Source organism: Bradyrhizobium sp. DOA9 (assembly GCF_000617845.2).
GTDB lineage: Bacteria > Pseudomonadota > Alphaproteobacteria > Rhizobiales > Xanthobacteraceae > Bradyrhizobium.
The window spans coordinates 5,553,815-5,569,273 of the sequence record NZ_DF820425.1 but is presented as its reverse complement, the minus strand read 5'-3'; the positions used below and the strand labels follow the sequence as shown (position 1 = coordinate 5,569,273).

Annotated in this window: 18 protein-coding genes; 11 read left to right on the top strand and 7 right to left on the bottom strand. The window is 65.6% G+C overall.

What is annotated here, in order from left to right:
• Window positions 1-182: 182 nt before the first annotated feature.
• Complete coding sequence (locus tag BDOA9_RS26185) at window positions 183-755, top strand: hypothetical protein (protein WP_025036925.1); 573 nt, start codon at window positions 183-185, stop codon at window positions 753-755.
• A gap of 40 nt (window positions 756-795) precedes the next feature.
• Here the strand turns inward: BDOA9_RS26185 and BDOA9_RS26180 are convergent, their stop codons facing one another.
• The 5 genes from BDOA9_RS26180 to BDOA9_RS26160 form a co-directional block, all read right to left on the bottom strand.
• Window positions 796-2,664 (bottom strand): alkaline phosphatase family protein, encoded by a 1,869-nt coding sequence (locus BDOA9_RS26180; protein ID WP_025036924.1) that lies wholly within the window; start codon window positions 2,662-2,664, stop codon window positions 796-798.
• A 1,041-nt stretch (window positions 2,665-3,705) separates the two neighbouring features.
• Window positions 3,706-4,023 carry a response regulator transcription factor gene (locus BDOA9_RS26175; protein ID WP_025036923.1) on the bottom strand — a complete coding sequence of 106 codons (318 nt, stop codon included), beginning with the start codon at window positions 4,021-4,023 and terminating at the stop codon, window positions 3,706-3,708.
• Window positions 4,024-4,065: 42 nt separating this feature from the next.
• Window positions 4,066-5,289, bottom strand: coding sequence for an ABC transporter permease (locus tag BDOA9_RS26170; RefSeq protein WP_025036922.1), 1,224 nt, complete (start codon window positions 5,287-5,289; stop codon window positions 4,066-4,068).
• Complete coding sequence (locus BDOA9_RS26165; protein ID WP_025036921.1) at window positions 5,286-6,011, bottom strand: ABC transporter ATP-binding protein; 726 nt, start codon at window positions 6,009-6,011, stop codon at window positions 5,286-5,288. The genes BDOA9_RS26170 and BDOA9_RS26165 overlap by 4 nt, the downstream gene beginning before the upstream one ends.
• Window positions 6,008-7,429: an efflux RND transporter periplasmic adaptor subunit gene (locus tag BDOA9_RS26160; RefSeq protein WP_025036920.1), complete on the bottom strand. Its 1,422-nt coding sequence runs from the start codon at window positions 7,427-7,429 to the stop codon at window positions 6,008-6,010. Before BDOA9_RS26160 ends, BDOA9_RS26165 begins: the two co-directional genes overlap by 4 nt.
• A gap of 587 nt (window positions 7,430-8,016) precedes the next feature.
• Here BDOA9_RS26160 and BDOA9_RS26155 point away from each other — a divergent pair.
• From BDOA9_RS26155 to BDOA9_RS26125, 7 genes are all read left to right on the top strand, one after another.
• Window positions 8,017-8,658 carry a response regulator transcription factor gene (locus BDOA9_RS26155; RefSeq protein WP_025036919.1) on the top strand — a complete coding sequence of 214 codons (642 nt, stop codon included), beginning with the start codon at window positions 8,017-8,019 and terminating at the stop codon, window positions 8,656-8,658.
• Window positions 8,659-8,791: 133 nt separating this feature from the next.
• A complete protein-coding gene (locus BDOA9_RS26150) occupies window positions 8,792-9,193 on the top strand; it encodes a hypothetical protein (protein ID WP_025036918.1) in 402 nt (133 codons plus the stop codon).
• A 119-nt stretch (window positions 9,194-9,312) separates the two neighbouring features.
• A complete protein-coding gene (locus tag BDOA9_RS26145; protein ID WP_025036917.1) occupies window positions 9,313-9,705 on the top strand; it encodes a curlin in 393 nt (130 codons plus the stop codon).
• 26 nt (window positions 9,706-9,731) lie between these two features.
• Entirely contained in the window at window positions 9,732-10,142 is a 411-nt protein-coding gene (locus tag BDOA9_RS26140; protein ID WP_025036916.1) for a curlin, read from the top strand.
• Between the two features lie 63 nt (window positions 10,143-10,205).
• Window positions 10,206-10,649: a curlin gene (locus BDOA9_RS26135; RefSeq protein ID WP_275507674.1), complete on the top strand. Its 444-nt coding sequence runs from the start codon at window positions 10,206-10,208 to the stop codon at window positions 10,647-10,649.
• A 12-nt stretch (window positions 10,650-10,661) separates the two neighbouring features.
• Window positions 10,662-10,943, top strand: a complete 282-nt coding sequence (locus BDOA9_RS26130; RefSeq protein ID WP_025036914.1) for a hypothetical protein — start codon at window positions 10,662-10,664, stop codon at window positions 10,941-10,943.
• 174 nt (window positions 10,944-11,117) lie between these two features.
• A complete protein-coding gene (locus BDOA9_RS26125) occupies window positions 11,118-11,567 on the top strand; it encodes a hypothetical protein (protein WP_025036913.1) in 450 nt (149 codons plus the stop codon).
• Window position 11,568: 1 nt separating this feature from the next.
• Here BDOA9_RS26125 and BDOA9_RS26120 read toward each other — a convergent pair whose 3' ends face one another.
• Window positions 11,569-12,411, bottom strand: coding sequence for a GNAT family N-acetyltransferase (locus BDOA9_RS26120; protein WP_025036912.1), 843 nt, complete (start codon window positions 12,409-12,411; stop codon window positions 11,569-11,571).
• Window positions 12,412-12,526: 115 nt separating this feature from the next.
• Here BDOA9_RS26120 and BDOA9_RS26115 point away from each other — a divergent pair, with 115 nt between their 5' ends.
• On the top strand, window positions 12,527-13,231 hold the full coding sequence (locus BDOA9_RS26115; RefSeq protein WP_025036911.1) for an SDR family oxidoreductase: 705 nt from the start codon (window positions 12,527-12,529) through the stop codon (window positions 13,229-13,231).
• A gap of 10 nt (window positions 13,232-13,241) precedes the next feature.
• On the opposite strand, the gene BDOA9_RS26110 is transcribed toward BDOA9_RS26115, so the two are convergent.
• On the bottom strand, window positions 13,242-14,342 hold the full coding sequence (locus BDOA9_RS26110) for a serine hydrolase (RefSeq protein ID WP_152033475.1): 1,101 nt from the start codon (window positions 14,340-14,342) through the stop codon (window positions 13,242-13,244).
• 230 nt (window positions 14,343-14,572) lie between these two features.
• Here BDOA9_RS26110 and BDOA9_RS26105 point away from each other — a divergent pair, with 230 nt between their 5' ends.
• Window positions 14,573-14,959, top strand: coding sequence for an ArsR/SmtB family transcription factor (locus BDOA9_RS26105; protein WP_025036909.1), 387 nt, complete (start codon window positions 14,573-14,575; stop codon window positions 14,957-14,959).
• 2 nt (window positions 14,960-14,961) lie between these two features.
• A complete protein-coding gene (locus tag BDOA9_RS26100) occupies window positions 14,962-15,453 on the top strand; it encodes an SRPBCC family protein (protein ID WP_025036908.1) in 492 nt (163 codons plus the stop codon).
• The last annotated feature ends 6 nt before the right edge of the window (window positions 15,454-15,459 follow it).

The following is a 15,459-nucleotide window of genomic DNA, read 5'->3' as shown; positions in this document are numbered from 1 at the left end:
CCCCGATAATGCCTTTTATGACTTTCATCACGCTCGCCCGGCGCGTCTAGAACCAGATTGGTCCTGATGGCGACCAATTGGCAACCATCTAGAAAAGTCGCGATCGCCGTATCGAATCGTTAACCACCCCTTTACGCCGGCATGAAAATGCTGGTCGATCAGAAGAAGTCTGGAAGTGAACTATGTCTGCCGCTGCGCCTAAGCCTACCGAGTCGTCGTCCCTCGTGCCGTCCTGCCGCGATACCGCAGCTCATGCCCTTTCCGTCGTGCGCGACGGCGTGATCACGGGCGAAGGCCCCACCACCAAGGGGCGGGTGCATTTCTCCCGCTCGCTCGATGCCGATGACACCGCCTGGTGCATGCGCATCCTCACCGCCACCGCCGTCAACGATCAGCCGGTCAGCCGCGCCGAGGCCGAGGTTCTGTTCGAGATCAACGAGGCCGCGACCGAACGCACCGACGGTGGCCGGTTCGACGATTTGCTTGCCAAGGCGGTCGCCCATTATGCCGCCAGCGCCTCGGGGCTGAAGGTGCCGCCGCGCAGCGTCGCGCTGTCGGCCGACACCGAGATCGAGGGCTGGGCGCCGTCCTATGCCTCCAAGGTCAACAGCGAGATGCTGGAGTGGATTGCCGGCCAGATGCGCGGCAAGCGCCAGAACAACCGTCGTCTGATGGCGATGGTGGCGACCTTCCTCGGCGCCACTGCGCTGCCTCTGGCGGGCCAATTGCCGAACGTGTTCGACATCGGGATGTAAGATTTTGCGCGTCACGCGATGACGCCAGGGAACGGCGGGGTTATTTCCCCGCCGTTTTTTGTTTGCCGCTCGCCATTCCAAGATGGTCGACTTCGAGGCCCAGCGTGCGGCCGGGGAAACCGGCAGCGTCGAAATAGCGCTGGCTGCCGACGCGCTGGAAGTTCAGGACGGTGATCAGGCCGCCTTCGGCGGGCTTGGATTTCATCGTGCCGGCATAGGCCCTCGGCACCACGCCGTTGAGCATGGCCTCCGACATCACGCGGCCGACCAACTCACCTTTCTGCGTCGCGCGCAGTCCCATCAGCCGGGCGGCCGTCATGCCGACGTCGGCATTGCTGACCGGAATCTCGTCGACATAGCCGGCTTTGAAGTCCGGACCGATCGCGGCCATGAAGTTCATGGTGTCGCCGCGGCTGAAGCTGCCATGCATGCCCTGGCCTTGGCGCAGCACGGTGTCGGCGACCTGGACCGAGCAATTGGTCGGCGCCTCGCCGCAATCGCTGGCATAGGAGCGGAAGTTGACGACGATCGACGGGGTCGGAGTCGCCGACTTGCCGCGCAGATTGATGCTCGACAGCGGCAGCGTCCCGGGGAAGCGGCCGAGCGAATCCTCGACGAACAGGCCGGAGACGTAGTCCTGCTCGAGCAGCGCCTTGATGGTCTTCGCGGCGAGCTTCTTGTCCTTGCTCGGCAGATAGATCAGGTCGGAGCCGCCATTGGTGGCGACGACGACGTCCGGCTTGGTGGGATCCTTGCCGAGCACGCCGTTGCCGGCCTTGGGATGCTTGTTGCCCTCGATCTTCACGTTCTTGTCATTGGGATCGAACAAGGGCAGATCGAGCGCTTTCGCAAGGTCGAGCGCCAGGAAGCCCATTGGCAGGAAGTCCTTGGGCGTGTCGTCATAGCTGACTTTGGCCGACGGGCTGGTCTTGCTCTCCTTGGAGATGGTCGAGAAGCCGTGGTCGGCCGAGACGATGATGTTGGTCGAGGCGGCGAGCCCGAGCTCGTCGAGCGCCTTGCGAAGCTGGGCGAGGTTGTTGTCGGCGTTCTTGATGCCCGCCATCGAGGTCGGACCGTTGATGCCGGGCATGATCTGGTTGAGGCTGTCGCCGGTGTTGTGCTGGCTGCCGTCGGGGTCGCGCGACCAGAACACCAGCACGAAGGGCTTGTTGCGCGCCTTGAACATCGGCAGCACCACCTTGGTGGCGACGTCGGCGAAATAGGCCTGCTGCGCGACGTTGGCGACAATGGTGCCAGGCGTCTTGGCGTCGCCCGCCTTCGAATTGTCGCCGCGCGGCGGCGTGGCGAGGGGCAGGCCGGCCTTGGTCAGAGCGTCCTTCACCTCGTCGGACAGCGCCACCCCATTTTTGCCGCCGGTGGAATCGTCGAACACGACCGAATGCAGGCCGGGCTTTTCAGGCTTGTCGGTGTGGTCGAACTGGTAGGTCGGGCCGACCTTGCCGATCGCCGCGGTGCTCAGCCCCTTGTCGCGGGCCATCTTCAGAACGGTCTCCTCGTTGAGGTAGTCGCCTTTGAAATGCTCGTCGATGTCGCCGAGCACGGCGTCGTTCTCGATGAAGGGCACCACGGTGTCGCCGGCGGGCACCGAGGTGTAGTTGGTCCAGATCGTGTTGGAGAACACGCCGGTGTCGCCGAGATAATGGCCGGTCGACATCGCCGAGCCGTTGGCCATGGTGAAAGTGGGGAAGAGCGAATGCGGGTTCTTGAAGTTGACGCCCTTGTCGCGGACCTCGGCCATCGCCGGCGTCGCCTCCGGGGTGACCTTCAGCGCGCGCAGACCATCCGGAATGAACAGGATCAGGTTGCGGGGCGTGTTGTTCTGGGCGGACGCAAGTCCGGTGGACAGCACGGTCAGTCCGGCGGACAGCAACACCAGTGAACGGCGCATCAAAGTCTCTCCTCAGCGAGGCGAATGGCCGCATTGGCGGCTCGCAGCTTCGTCTAGTTTCGTTGCGTGACGGTTTTGTTACAAGAGTCCTGGACGTTGCAAGAGGCGGGGGAGGGGGAGTGGTAGGCTCGTGTCCCGGACGCGCTGCAGCGATCTTACGCTGCTGCGCAGAGCCGAGACCCAGCAGGCTGCGGACTCGCTGATGCATGGGCCCCGGCTCTGCGCCGCAACGCGAGGGGCGTTGCAGCGCGTCCGGGGCACGAGAGCTGACTTTGCGGCACACAGCTGCCTCAACACCGTCATTGCGAACGCAGCGAAGCAATCCAGACTGCTTCCGCGGAGGCAGTCTGGATTGCTTCGTCGCAAGGGCTCCTCGCAATGACGGAGTGTGGGGTGGGCAACGGCGTTCTTCAATTCGCAACCTGCGCGCAGGCACGCCTTCGCCTCCTCGCGGCTGATCTCGCCCGAGCTTTGCATGATCACCTCGGCCCCAATGGAAAAGGGCGCAGGGAAGACCGGGTGCCGGCCGGGCACCCACGGTCCACTGTGCGATAGGTGGCAACAAGAATTTGCACAGCGGCATACAGGTGAAGCCAAACATCCGGCCTTCCCTGCGCAGTGGCTTTACGGCTTATGTCGCGCTCTCCTCGGGGAGCGATGCACTATTGCCCCCGTCGCCTTGCCGATAGCTGATGCGCGTGCCCGGTTGGGCCGCCCCATCACCACAAGACTTGACGCACAGACCCCGGGCGTCAGGACCACACGATTTTGCCGTACGCGAACCGCACCCGTCGTTGGCACGAGGTCTTCGCTCGCGGTTACCCGCCCTGCGAAGCTTTTCGCGCCGATGTGGCCCGCGTCCACCGCCCCCGGCCCGCGTTCGTGACGATCGCGATACGCCCCTCTTCCTTGGGCCGGGTTGCGCAATGCATACGAGATTTCCGAATTTCGGTAAAGTGGAATATTTTCGGCATCGTGCGTTGACCTAGCGCTCGCGTGTTTTGCCCGTCGGGCTACGCAAGGGGTGGTGGCCGCAGCCCTTCAATCCGGCGCGGTCTGCGTCCGTGGATTCGGTGCAAGCGCCTGCGCCGGCTTCGTCGCGGCCGGATAGAGCTCGGTCTTGGCGAGATCCCGGCGGAGCGACGACGGCGCTGTGTGCAGGGCGAAGGCGATCGCGATCTGCGTTCTGTTCTGAAACCGGTACTTGCGCATGATGTTGCCGATGTGCGCCCGCACCGTGTTCTCCGAGATGTTGAGCTCGTAGGCGATGTTCTTGTTCTGCATCCCCCGCGCGATCAGCGTCATCAGCTCCCGTTCGCGCGGCGTCGGTAGGATCAAGTCTTTCGGATCCGAGCTCATGGCTGATGCCTCCCTGGCCTTTGCGAACATCCCGGCATGCTCTCACTCCGTCTTGAGCGCCTCGATCGGGCTCAGCTTGGACGCCTTGTGGGCTGGATAGAAACCGAAGACGAGGCCGGTCGCGATCGAGAAGACGAGAGACAGGCCGATCGCCTGGCCGTCGATCGAGGTGACCCACCCGGCCATGCGGGCGACCGTCATCGAGAGCGTGATGCCGCCGGCGACGCCGATGGCGCCGCCGAGCAGGCAGAGGACGAGCGCTTCGCACAGAAACTGCAGACGGATGTCGCGCATCCGCCCGCCGAGTGCCCGGCGGATGCCGATCTCCCGCGTGCGCTCGGTGACCGACACGATCATGACGTTCATGATGCTGATGCCGCCGACGAGCAGCGAGACCGAGGCGATCGCGACGAGCAGCAGCGCGACGGTGCGGATCGCGCCCTGCTGCGCCTCCATGGCGGCGGCCGGGTCCTGGACCTTGAAGTCGTCTTCCTGGCCGGCGGGGATGCGATGGCGCTGCCGCAGCAGGTTCTCGATCTCCGCTCGCGCGCCCGCCATCTGGCCGTCCGCGGCCACCTTGGCGATGATGTAGGCGACGGAGTCGCGGTTGATGTTGCTGGCGCTGCCGAGGAAGCGCAGCTTGGCCGTGGTGAGCGGCACGAAGGCGACGTCGTCCTGGGCCGGTCCCTTGCGGTCGAGCACGCCGACCACCTCGAGCGGGACCTTCATGATCCTGATCTGCGCGCCGATGGGATCGTCGCCGGGTGCGAACAGCTCGCGCGCGACCGTGCTTCCGAGGATCACGACCTTGCCGGCGCCGGCTTCCTCGGTGGCGGAGAAATAGCGCCCGGCCGCCAGCTGCCAGTCGCGCACCATGAAGTGGCCGGTGGTCGTGCCGTTGATCGTCGTGTTCCAGTTCTTGCCCTCGTGGATCACCTGCGCGGTCCCGGCGATGGAACCGGCCGCGGCCTGGATTTCCGGGATCTGCTCGAGAATGGCCTGCACGTCGCTCTCGGTCATCGTCAGCTTGCTGCCGTCCTTGAGACGCACGCCGCCCTGATAGACCGCGCCGGGGGTGATCATCAGCACGTTGGCGCCGATCGAGCGGATCTGCTCCTGCAGACGCAGCTGCGCGCCGGATCCGATCGCGAACACCGTCACGATCGAGGCGACGCCGATCACGATGCCGAGCATGGTGAGGAAGCTGCGCAGCGGATTGAGGCGCAGGGCGTGCAACGCGATCTGGAAGCCCTGGAGCATCGTCATGACACCGTGCTCCGACTCGGCAGCAGCTCCGCCACCCTCTCGTCGCTGACGAGCTCGCCGTCATGCAGGTGGATCGTGCGCCGGCACTGCGTGGCGATGCCGGGATCGTGGGTGATCATGACGACGGTCTGGCCGGTCCGGTTGAGCGCGGCGAACAGGGACAGGATCTCGGCGCCGGTGCGGCTGTCGAGCGCGCCGGTGGGCTCGTCGGCGAGCACGATCAGGGGAGAGGCGATCAGTGCGCGCGCGATTGCGACGCGCTGTTGCTCGCCGCCGGAGAGCTGCCGCGGGAAGTGATGGGCCCGGTGCAGCATGCCGACCGCCCGAAGGCTCGCTTCCGCGCGCGCCAGCCGTTCCTTGCGCGCGATGCCGCAATAGACCAGCGGCAAAGCGACGTTCTCGATCGCATCGTGGCGCGCGAGCAGATTGTAGGATTGGAACACGAAGCCGATGCTGCGGGCGCGCAGGGACGACCGGCGATCTTCGGTGAGATCGGCGACGTTGGCGCCCTGGAGATAGACTGCGCCCTCGCTCGGCAGGTCGAGCAATCCGATCATGTTCATCAGCGTCGACTTGCCGGAGCCGGACGGTCCCATCACCGCGACGATCTCGCCCTGTGCGATGTCGAAGCTGACATTGCGCACCGCGGCCACCGCGACGCCCTCGGTGCGATAGGTCCTGCTGACCGACTGGAGGCTGATGAGGGGGGCAGCGGCGGTCATGACCCGAACCTGATTCCGAGAATTTCCATGCCCGCCGGGCGGATGGCCTGGCCGACGGCGACCTCGCTGCCCTCGACGAGGTCTCCGCTCCGGAGCGCGACCTGCTCGGTGCCGGCGGCGCCGACGGTCACCGCGACGCGCTGCAGCGCGCCGCTGGCGGTGCGCACCCAAACACTGCTGCGTCCGGTGTCCGGCCGCGTGCCGGTCGGCTGGAAGCGCAACGCGGCGAGCGGCACTTTCAGCACGTCGTCCTGCCGTTCGATGACGATCTTCACGAGGGCGGTCATTCCCGGCAGCAGTGCGCCGTCGAGATTGGCAGTCGCCAGCACCACGGTATAGGTGACGACGTGCTGCTGGGTCTGCGGCGCCTTGCGCACCTGTCGCACCACGGCCTCGAAGCGGCGGTCCGGGTAGGCGTCGACGGTGAAATGCGCGTGCTGTCCGGGCGCGATGCGACCGATATCGGCTTCATCGACCTGCGCGTGAATTTCCATGTCCTCCAGGCGGTGTGCCACCATGAAGGTGGTGCGCGCTTCCAGTCCGACCGCGAGCGTCTGCCCCTCGTTGACGAACCTGCCGACTATGACGCCGTCGATCGGCGAACGGATCACGGTGCGGTCGAGATCGGCCTGGGCTGCGGCGAGAACGGCGGCTTTCTCCGGCACCGCCATGCGGGCTTGTTGCAGCTCCGCCTCGATGCGGCGGACGTCGGCCTGTGCACCCTCCACCGAAAAGGAGTTGAGGGACATCAGGATCTCGGCTTCACGTTCCTGGGCGAGGCGCGCGGTGAACTCGGTCTGCGCGTCGTCGACCGCCGTCGTCGCCACCACGTTCTGCGATTGCAGCGCCAGCTTGCGCTGCAGCGTCTTCTGGGCCGAGGACTTCACCGCTTGCGCGCTGTCGAGCTTGGCCGCGAGCACGTCGCGGCTACCCCTCGCGTTCTGCAGGTCGATCCTGGCGCGATCGAGCTTGGCCCTGGCGATGTCGACCAGGGCATTGGCGACGGCCAGCGACGCCCTGGCCTCGTCGACCTTGGCCGCAAAACTGCGCGGATCGATCAGGGCGAGCGGCTGATCCCTGGTGACGGGGTCGTTGAAGTCGACATAGACACGGGCGAGTTGCCCCGACAGTTGCGATCCCACCTCGATCGTCTTGACCGGCTGCAGGGCGCCGGTGACGGTGACGGTCTGCTCGACGCTGCCGCGCTGGATCGAGGCATAGCGGAACAGGGGAGCATCCGACCCGAAGGTCGGCGCTGCGCGGCCGCCGGGCACGAGCAGCCGTCTGGTCTGCTCATAGGCGCGAGCCGCCGTGTCCGCCGCGCTCCCGGCAGCGCCGGCGATCGTGCCCTGACCGGCGTAGATCGCAGCGAGGCCGCATGCAGTTCCGAGCAAGGCAAATGCTGGCACAAATCGCATGTAAAACTCGCCGATTTAAATGATTTCGGGGAATCGGGAAAAAGTGGTAAGCTCGCTATGGTTGTAAAGCATCAAAAATCAGTATCGAACGTCAGTATGTCGTCGTCGCCGGGCTGACGGTCGGGCGTTCCGCATCATCCAATAGTAAAGCGGATGGGGCGCTGTTTTTCGTGATTGATCGGGATGCATACCGAGCGTATCGATATGGGGCGCGCGGTATCGAACTCGATAGGCTGACTGAACGTCCCGTCTGATCCGGCCTCAGCGGCCGGCAGCCGGCGTCGAGTCGGCGCATGGGTGACGAGGCCATGACGCAGCCGGCGATCCGACGACGCAGCGTTGCCGCATTCTCGATGGCGTCGCGCCACGTTGCCGTCAGGGACAACATCGAAGCCCTGCCATCACCAAGCCCGATATGTGAACGCCTTCACTCGCCTCCGGCGCGCGTTGGCTCTATGACATCGAACCGGCAGACCGACGCGCTTCGCTTGATCTGCGAATCATCCAAGCACCTTGATCTCGCTTGCAGGAAGAATGGATAGCTCGTTGCCATTTCATCGAGCCCCGAGCCGGGGAGCCCTTTGCCCATGAGTTCAGACACAGCCACAGTTTATGTCGTTGACGACGAAGCCCAGATTCGAGCCGCGATCGGAAGTCTCTGCGAGGAGACCGGGCATCAGGTGAAGTTGTTCGCGTCGACCGACGAGTTTCTCGCCGAGAATCTTGCCGGAGGACCGTCGTGCCTCGTGCTCGATGTGCGGTTTCCCGGGACGTCGCCGACCGGGCTCGAGCTTCAGCGCCGGCTGGCCGAGACGGGCGTGTCCATTCCGATCGTCTTCATCAGCGGCTACTCCGACGTCCGCGTTTCGGTCGAGGCGATGAAGCGCGGCGCGGTCGAGTTCCTGCCAAAGCCCTTTCGCGAGCAGGAAATTCTCGATGCGATCAGGCACGGCATCGAACGCGACCGCAGGCGGCTGCAACGCGAGGATAGCGTCCGTGAAGCCCGCCAGCGCGTCGACACGCTGACGGCCAGAGAGCGCGAGATCATGCTGTTGATGGCCGAAGGGCTCGTCGCCAAGCAGATCGCCGCAAGACTTGGCGTGAGCGAAGTGACGGCGAAGGTCCATCGTGCCAGAATGATGCGCAAGCTGGAGCTGCGTACGCCGATCGAGGTGGTGCGGCTGATCGACAGCATGGGACGCCAGGCCGAGACGACACGCAGCGTCTAGTCCGTAGCGACTAGCATGAACTGCAGTCTGTCGCGCCGGCCACGATCGGTTCAGTGTCATCCCTACGATGTCGGCCTCTTTCCGGGAAGGCATCCGAAACCAGTCAGACAACTTGGCCAGAAAGGGATACTCCATGCGTAAATTGTTTTTTGCATCCGTTGCCGTGCTCGCTCTGTCCTCCGCAGCCCAAGCCGACAACACCTCCACCACGGTGCAGGTCGGCCTCGTGAACGGCTCGAGCGTTTCGCAGCAGGGCCTCACCAACTCCACCTCGTCGACCAGCCAGCTCGGCATCATCAACAGTGCGACGACGATGCAGGGCACCAGCTCGGTCTCGCTCAACAACGGCAGCACCGTGAACCAGATCGGCGTGCAGAACTCGGCGACCACCGGCCAGGTGGCGCTCGGCAACAACGGCAGTGCGATCACCCAGAACTCGTTCGGGCCCGCCGCGCTCCAGAACAACTCCGCCGCCGTCGGCCAGCTCAGCGTGTTCGGCATCAACGGCAGCTCCGTCTCGCAGACGGCGAACTGAGCCACGGTTGGTTTGGGCCGGACGCACCCGGATCGGTGCGTCCGGGCCACTCTCTGGAGCACCGCTACCGGGCAGGGCGGTCAATTGCGACGCTCGCTCATTCTCGCGGAGGACATGACATGCGGATCACTTATTTCATTGCGACTCTGGCGGCATTCGGTGCACTGACGACAGCCGATGCCCGGGCCGGCAACTCGGCCAGCGTGCTGCAATTCGGCACGACCAACAATTCGTTCATTTCGCAGAGCGGCGGCACCAGCAACAGCGCCACAACGATGCAGTTCGGGGCCACCAATAGCGCGACGACCTTGCAGACGGGCTCGCTGCTCACGGTCAACACCTCCCTGATCGGGCAGGGCGGCACCACCGCGACCGCAACCAACACCGCACTCACCGGCCAGTCCGGCGGCTCCAATTCGAGCCTGATCGGCCAGATCGGCGCGAACAACTCTGCCGGTGTCGGACAGCTCGGGATCCTGAACGGATCGACTGTCCTCCAGCAGGCGCCGTGAGCGGATTCGAAGTGGCGAGGCATGTCATGAAACGTCATCTCGGCGGCGCATGTGCCGCAACGCTCGCTCTGTACCTGGCGAGCCTCCTTTCGGCGGAAGCACAAACAGCCGACATCAAGACCATCGTGTCGGTCGGCGGACCGCCCGTCGTGCTGAACCAGAACAGCCAGCTCAACCTGGCGGGCGTGTTCATGATCGGGGGCACGACCGGCGCGACCGTCACCCAGAACGGCACCAACAACGCCACGGGCGTCCTGCAGTTCGGCGGAACGAATTCCGCATCGATCGGGCAGGCGGGGGCCAACAATCTCGCCTATGTCGGCCAGGCCGGCCAGTCGGCGACCAGCCTGATCTCGCAGCTCGGCACGATGAATGCGGGCACGGTGGCGCAGTTCGGCATCGTCAATTCGTCGACCATCGTCCAGACCGGTCCGTGACGCGCGAGCGATCTCGTCAGTGTCGACAACGAACGGGGAAGCGCGATGCGCGGCGGCAGACAGGTGTTGAGGCGGGTCTTGGCCCTGGCGGCGATGCTCGCCGCCGTCGGTGCGGCGACGCAGGCATGCGCCGGGACCGTCCAGCGCAGCGTGACCAACCGGAACGTGAGCATCCAAACGGTCGTGCAGTTCGGTGACAATGTCCGGCCTGTCACGATCGAGGAGAGCAGCCGCGTCAACATCGCGCGGGTGATCCAGATCGGCGGGACCGGTACGGTGGACGCGACCATCATCCAGAACGGCACGCGCAACTACGCCAATGTGATCCAGGTCGGCGGCACCACCAATGCGGCGATCGGTCAATCCGGGGTGAGCAACACCGCCGAGATCACCCAGATCGGCAATTCCACCAACGCGCTCCTGCTCCAGATCGGCGACATGAACACGGGAGCGGTGAGGCAGTTCGGGCGTTTCAACTGGCTGGCGATCTTCCAGTTCAGCCGATGATGGAGGTGTGACATGAAGCTGCTTCTGCTCGCATCCGGACTGGGATTCATGAGCGTGGTTGCGACGGCGCCGGCCGGGGCCGGCGACGGTCACACCACGGTGGTGCAGGACGAGAACGGCACCTCGGTGATCACCCAGAGCGGTGATCCGGCAGAGGCCGAGGTCAAGATCGAGAAAGAGCCCGGGCGCACGACGGTCACTCGCCGCAGCGGCGGCAATACCGCGATCGTGACGCAGGGCAGCGCAACCCCGCCGGACATGCTCGACTGGCTGCGCAGGCAGCAGGGCCGCTGAGGGAACGAAGCCGCTGAAATGAGAGGGAATTCCGGGCGTTCTGCCGCACCCCGTTCCGGGTTAATCACGTGCCTTAACCAATAATTAATTATACGTTTGCGGGTGGGCGACGGCCCGGCCTAGCCTCCTTCCGGGGAGCTGCTTTCGCAAAGCCAAACGAGTGTGGTGCGTATCATGATTGCCAGATCGTACGGGGCGTTGTTCGCCTCGCTCAGCGCAGCTGCGCTGCTGCTCAGCTCCAGTGACAGTCCTGCCGGACCCGCCGTCGCCGCGGCGCCGGGCGTCGCAGCAGTGGCTGCCCCGCCGGCTGCGGCACGTCCGCACGTTGGGCCGGGTGCCCGGTTCCACCGCCGCAGCGCTCCCTGGGTCTATTGGCCGGGCGGCGGCGGCTACGTCCACGACGGCGCCGGATACAGCCAGCCCTTTGCCGATATGAACCAGTCGCTCTCCGCCGATGTGCGCTACACCTACACGTATGATGTGCCCTGGGACTGGACGCATCGCTATCCGCCGAACGTCGTGCCGTCCGATCGGCCCTATGTTCCGAGCTGCCCGACCGAGCAGGTGACGGTGCCCGGCCGCGGCGGAGCTGAGCACACCGTCAACATCATGCGCTGCTACTGAACTAGCCGAGTTCGAAGCTGGTCACGCCGAAGACGCGGTCGAGCCGCAGCGGCGGGATCGGCCCGGTGTACATCCGCGCCGTCTCGAAAACCGGCTTCAGGCCGAGCTCCTCGGCGAGCGCGATGGCGGCGGGATTGACGGCGGGGACGTCGAGGAAGACCTCGCTGCCGCCTGCGCTTCCGAGCAGGGCCTGAACGACCTGCTCCGCGGCTGCGCGATCGTCGGCGACGATCGGGCCGATCTTGTAGCCGGTCCGGCACGGGCGGATCACGCCCCATGCGGCGAGCCTGCCCTCGCGCAGCAATGCGCGGCCGGCATGACCTTGTGTGTTGATCCAGGCGCGCAGGAAGGCGCTGCGCGCGGCGGGGAAGACACTGGCGTCATCGGCCTCCACGAGCGCAAACGGGACCTTGTCGAGCGCGACGACGTCAGCGGACGGCTGCACGGATCCCGCAACAATGCCGCCATAGCGGATGTTGGCGTAGGCGAGCTGGAATCCCGATTTCTTGTAGTTCTCCTGCTGTGCCACCACGCCGTCGAGGCCGATCACCCGCGCCCCCGCATGCGCGATCGCGGCGTTCCAGATGCGCAGGCCATGGCCGGCGCCGCGAAAGCGCGCGCGCACGATGTAGAAGCCCAGGAAGGCGAAGCGGTCGTCGTAATTGACGCAGGAGACGGTCGCGACCGGCTCGCCGTCGATCTCGCCGACGAGGAAGCCTCGGGCATCGGGGATCGCGAAGCAGGCGGCATCCGCCAGCCCCGGATTCCAGCCCTCCGCCGCGGCCCAGTCGATTGCGAGTGCGATTTCGCCGGGGCACAAATTGCGGATCTGCAGATCACTCATGTCAAGCTGCTCATGATGGACGCCTTCGGCCATGGACCTGCCGACAGGTCCGGCTGTAGAAGGCCTCATGATAGGCCGAGCCTGCGGCTCGCCTCAACTGAAGGGATCATCGGTCATGGCGGCGGAGAAGGTTGCGCTGGTTACCGCGGGCGGCAGCGGCATGGGGGCGGGGGCTGCGCGGCGGCTGGCGGCGGACGGGTTTCGCGTCGCGATCCTGTCGTCCTCGGGCAAGGGCGAGGCGCTGGCGGCCGAGCTCGGCGGGATCGGCGTCACCGGCTCGAACCAGTCGAACGACGACGTGAAGCGCCTCGTCGAGGCTGCGATGGCGAAGTGGGGCCGGATCGACGTGCTCGTCAACAGCGCCGGGCACGGGCCGCGTGCGCCCATCACCGAGATCACCGACGAGCAGTGGCACACCGGCCTCGACACTTATCTCCTGAACGTGATCCGTCCGACCCGGCTGGTGACGCCGCTGATGCAGGCGCAGAAGGGCGGCGCCATCATCAACATCTCGACCGCCTGGGCGTTCGAGCCCAGCGCGATGTTCCCGACCTCGGCGGTGTTCCGCGCTGGCCTTGCCGCCTTCACCAAGATCTTCACCGACACTTACGCGGCCGACAATGTCCGCATGAACAACGTGCTGCCGGGCTGGATCGACAGCCTGCCGCAGCAGGACGCGCGACGCGACAGCGTGCCGATGAAGCGCTACGGCAAGGTCGAGGAGATCGCGGCGACGATCTCGTTCCTGGCCTCCGACGGCGCGGCCTACATCACCGGCCAGAACATCCGCGTCGACGGCGGCCTGACGCGCTCGGTGTGAGGCGGCCGTCTCAATGCGAGGCCATCAGCCGCGCCAGTTCCGGCAGGATCTTGTAGCGGGCGATCTCGTGCGGATACTCGCCGCGATTGGCCAAGAGGACGATGCCGATCCGCCGCGCCGGCACCAGGCCGATATAGCCTGAGGCGTTGTTGAGGCCGCCGGGCTTGTCGACAACGGTGACGCCCGGGAGGCGCACGGTCTCCCAAGCCATGCCTTGGCCGAATTTTTCGTCGACGCGGAAGGCCTCACGCAGCGTCAGCCGCAGCGCTTCGCGCAAATGCGGATCGATCGCGCGGCCGTCGACGCAGGCGGCGACGAACGTGGCGAGGTCGCGCGCAGAGGAGAACATCTGCCCGGTGCCGGGGACATCGAAATAGCTCTGCTGGTTGCCGATCGGGCCGATGGCCACGCCCTGGTCGGAATAGCCCTGGACCACGCGCTGCATCCAGGCCTCGTCCATGACGGCGCGATTGTCCTCACCGCGCTCAGGAACGCAAGTCGCGGTCATGCCGAGCGGAGAGAGGATACGCTGTTCGAGCAGGGCTGCGATCGGCATGCCGTAGCGGCGCTCGAGCACGAGCTGAAGCAGCACATAGCCGGCATGGGTGTAGACGCGTTGCCGGCCGGGTGCGACGCCGGGCGCCGGCGTGAAGGCGTTCAGCATCGCCATGAACTGCTCGCGCGTATACTCTTCGTCGGGCCAGGGCGGATGGTCGGTCGGGAGCAGCAGGCCCGAGGTGTGCGTCGCCAACTGGCCGACAGTGACGTTGCGGATGGTGTTGCCGCTCAGCTCGGGCAGGTATTTCGGCAGACGATCGTCGAGCCGCAGCTCGCCGCGCAGCACGCCGAGCGCCACGAGCGTGGCCTCGAACGGCTTTCGCAACGAGGCGAGATTGAACAGTGTATCCGGCGTCACCTTCCGCCTGGTGGCACCATCGGCGAACCCGTAGCTGAAGAACTCGACGTGGCGGCCGGCATAGAGCGCGGCGGCGAGGCCGCCCGCGTGATCCGGCGTCGCGGTCGGCGCCAGCGCGCCGGCGACGATGTCGCGCATCTGCGCGATCATGTCGGAATCGGCCGGGGCGCGGCGCGGGCAAAGCGCCACCGCCATCGAAATGGATGCGGCCCGGGCGAAGATTCGCCGGGTGATCGGGGATGAGATGACAACGGGCGGCACGTGCTCTGATCAATCATGCTGATGAACCCCCGGATAGGGTTTAGCGAGAGGGGCGCGAGGTCCCAATTCACAATTGCGCGTCGTGGGTTCCCGCCGATCGATGAAACTGAGCCATCAGGCTAACAATTGTTGACGTCCGCCATCCGGCGTGTATAGTTAGCTTCATGGCTAACCAATCACCCCATCTCGACCAGATCTTCGCAGCGCTCGCCGATCCGACGCGGCGGGCGATCGTGATGCGGCTCTGCGCGGGCGAGGCCTCGGTCGGCGAGCTCGCCGGTCCCTTCGACATGGCGCTGCCGAGCTTCATGAAGCACATCCACGTGCTGGAGACGAGCGGGCTCGTTCAGTCCGAGAAATCGGGACGCGTGCGCACCTGCCGCCTCAGCGCGGATGCGCTGGTCGGTGCGGAGGACTGGTTCCAGCAGCAGCGCGCTATCTGGGAGGCGCGGCTCGACCGCTTCGAGGCCTATGTGATGAAGCTCAAGAAAGAGAAGGAAAGGGCGGGCGCCAAGCGGCCGTCCCGAACAAGCAAACGGAAAGGGTCCTGACAATGACGAGTTCTGCCAATCCCGCTTTGTCGCAATGGTCGCTCGACCGCGAGATCGTGATGTCGCGCGTGATCGATGCGCCGCGCGATCTGGTGTTCGAGGCATGGTCCGACCCGAAGCATCTGCCGCAATGGTTCGGCCCGAAGGGATTCAAGGTCGAGACCTTCGAGATCGACGTCCGCGTCGGCGGCGTCTGGCGCTTCAACATGATCGGGCCCGACGGCACGGTCTATCCGAACCGGATGCGCTTCCGCCGCATCGAGCGGCCGTCGCTGATGGAGATGGATCACGGCCTCGACCAGGACGACGATCCCGGCATGTTCCGCTTCACCGTCACCTTTGCCGAGCAGAGCAACGGCAAGACCGTGCTGATGATGCGGCAGCTGGCCTCGAGCACCGAGCAACGCGATGGCATGATCGGCTTCGGCGCCGTCGAATACGGCTACCAGACGCTCGACAAGCTGGCGGCCTATGTGGCGGGGATGACGCGGTGAATCGCC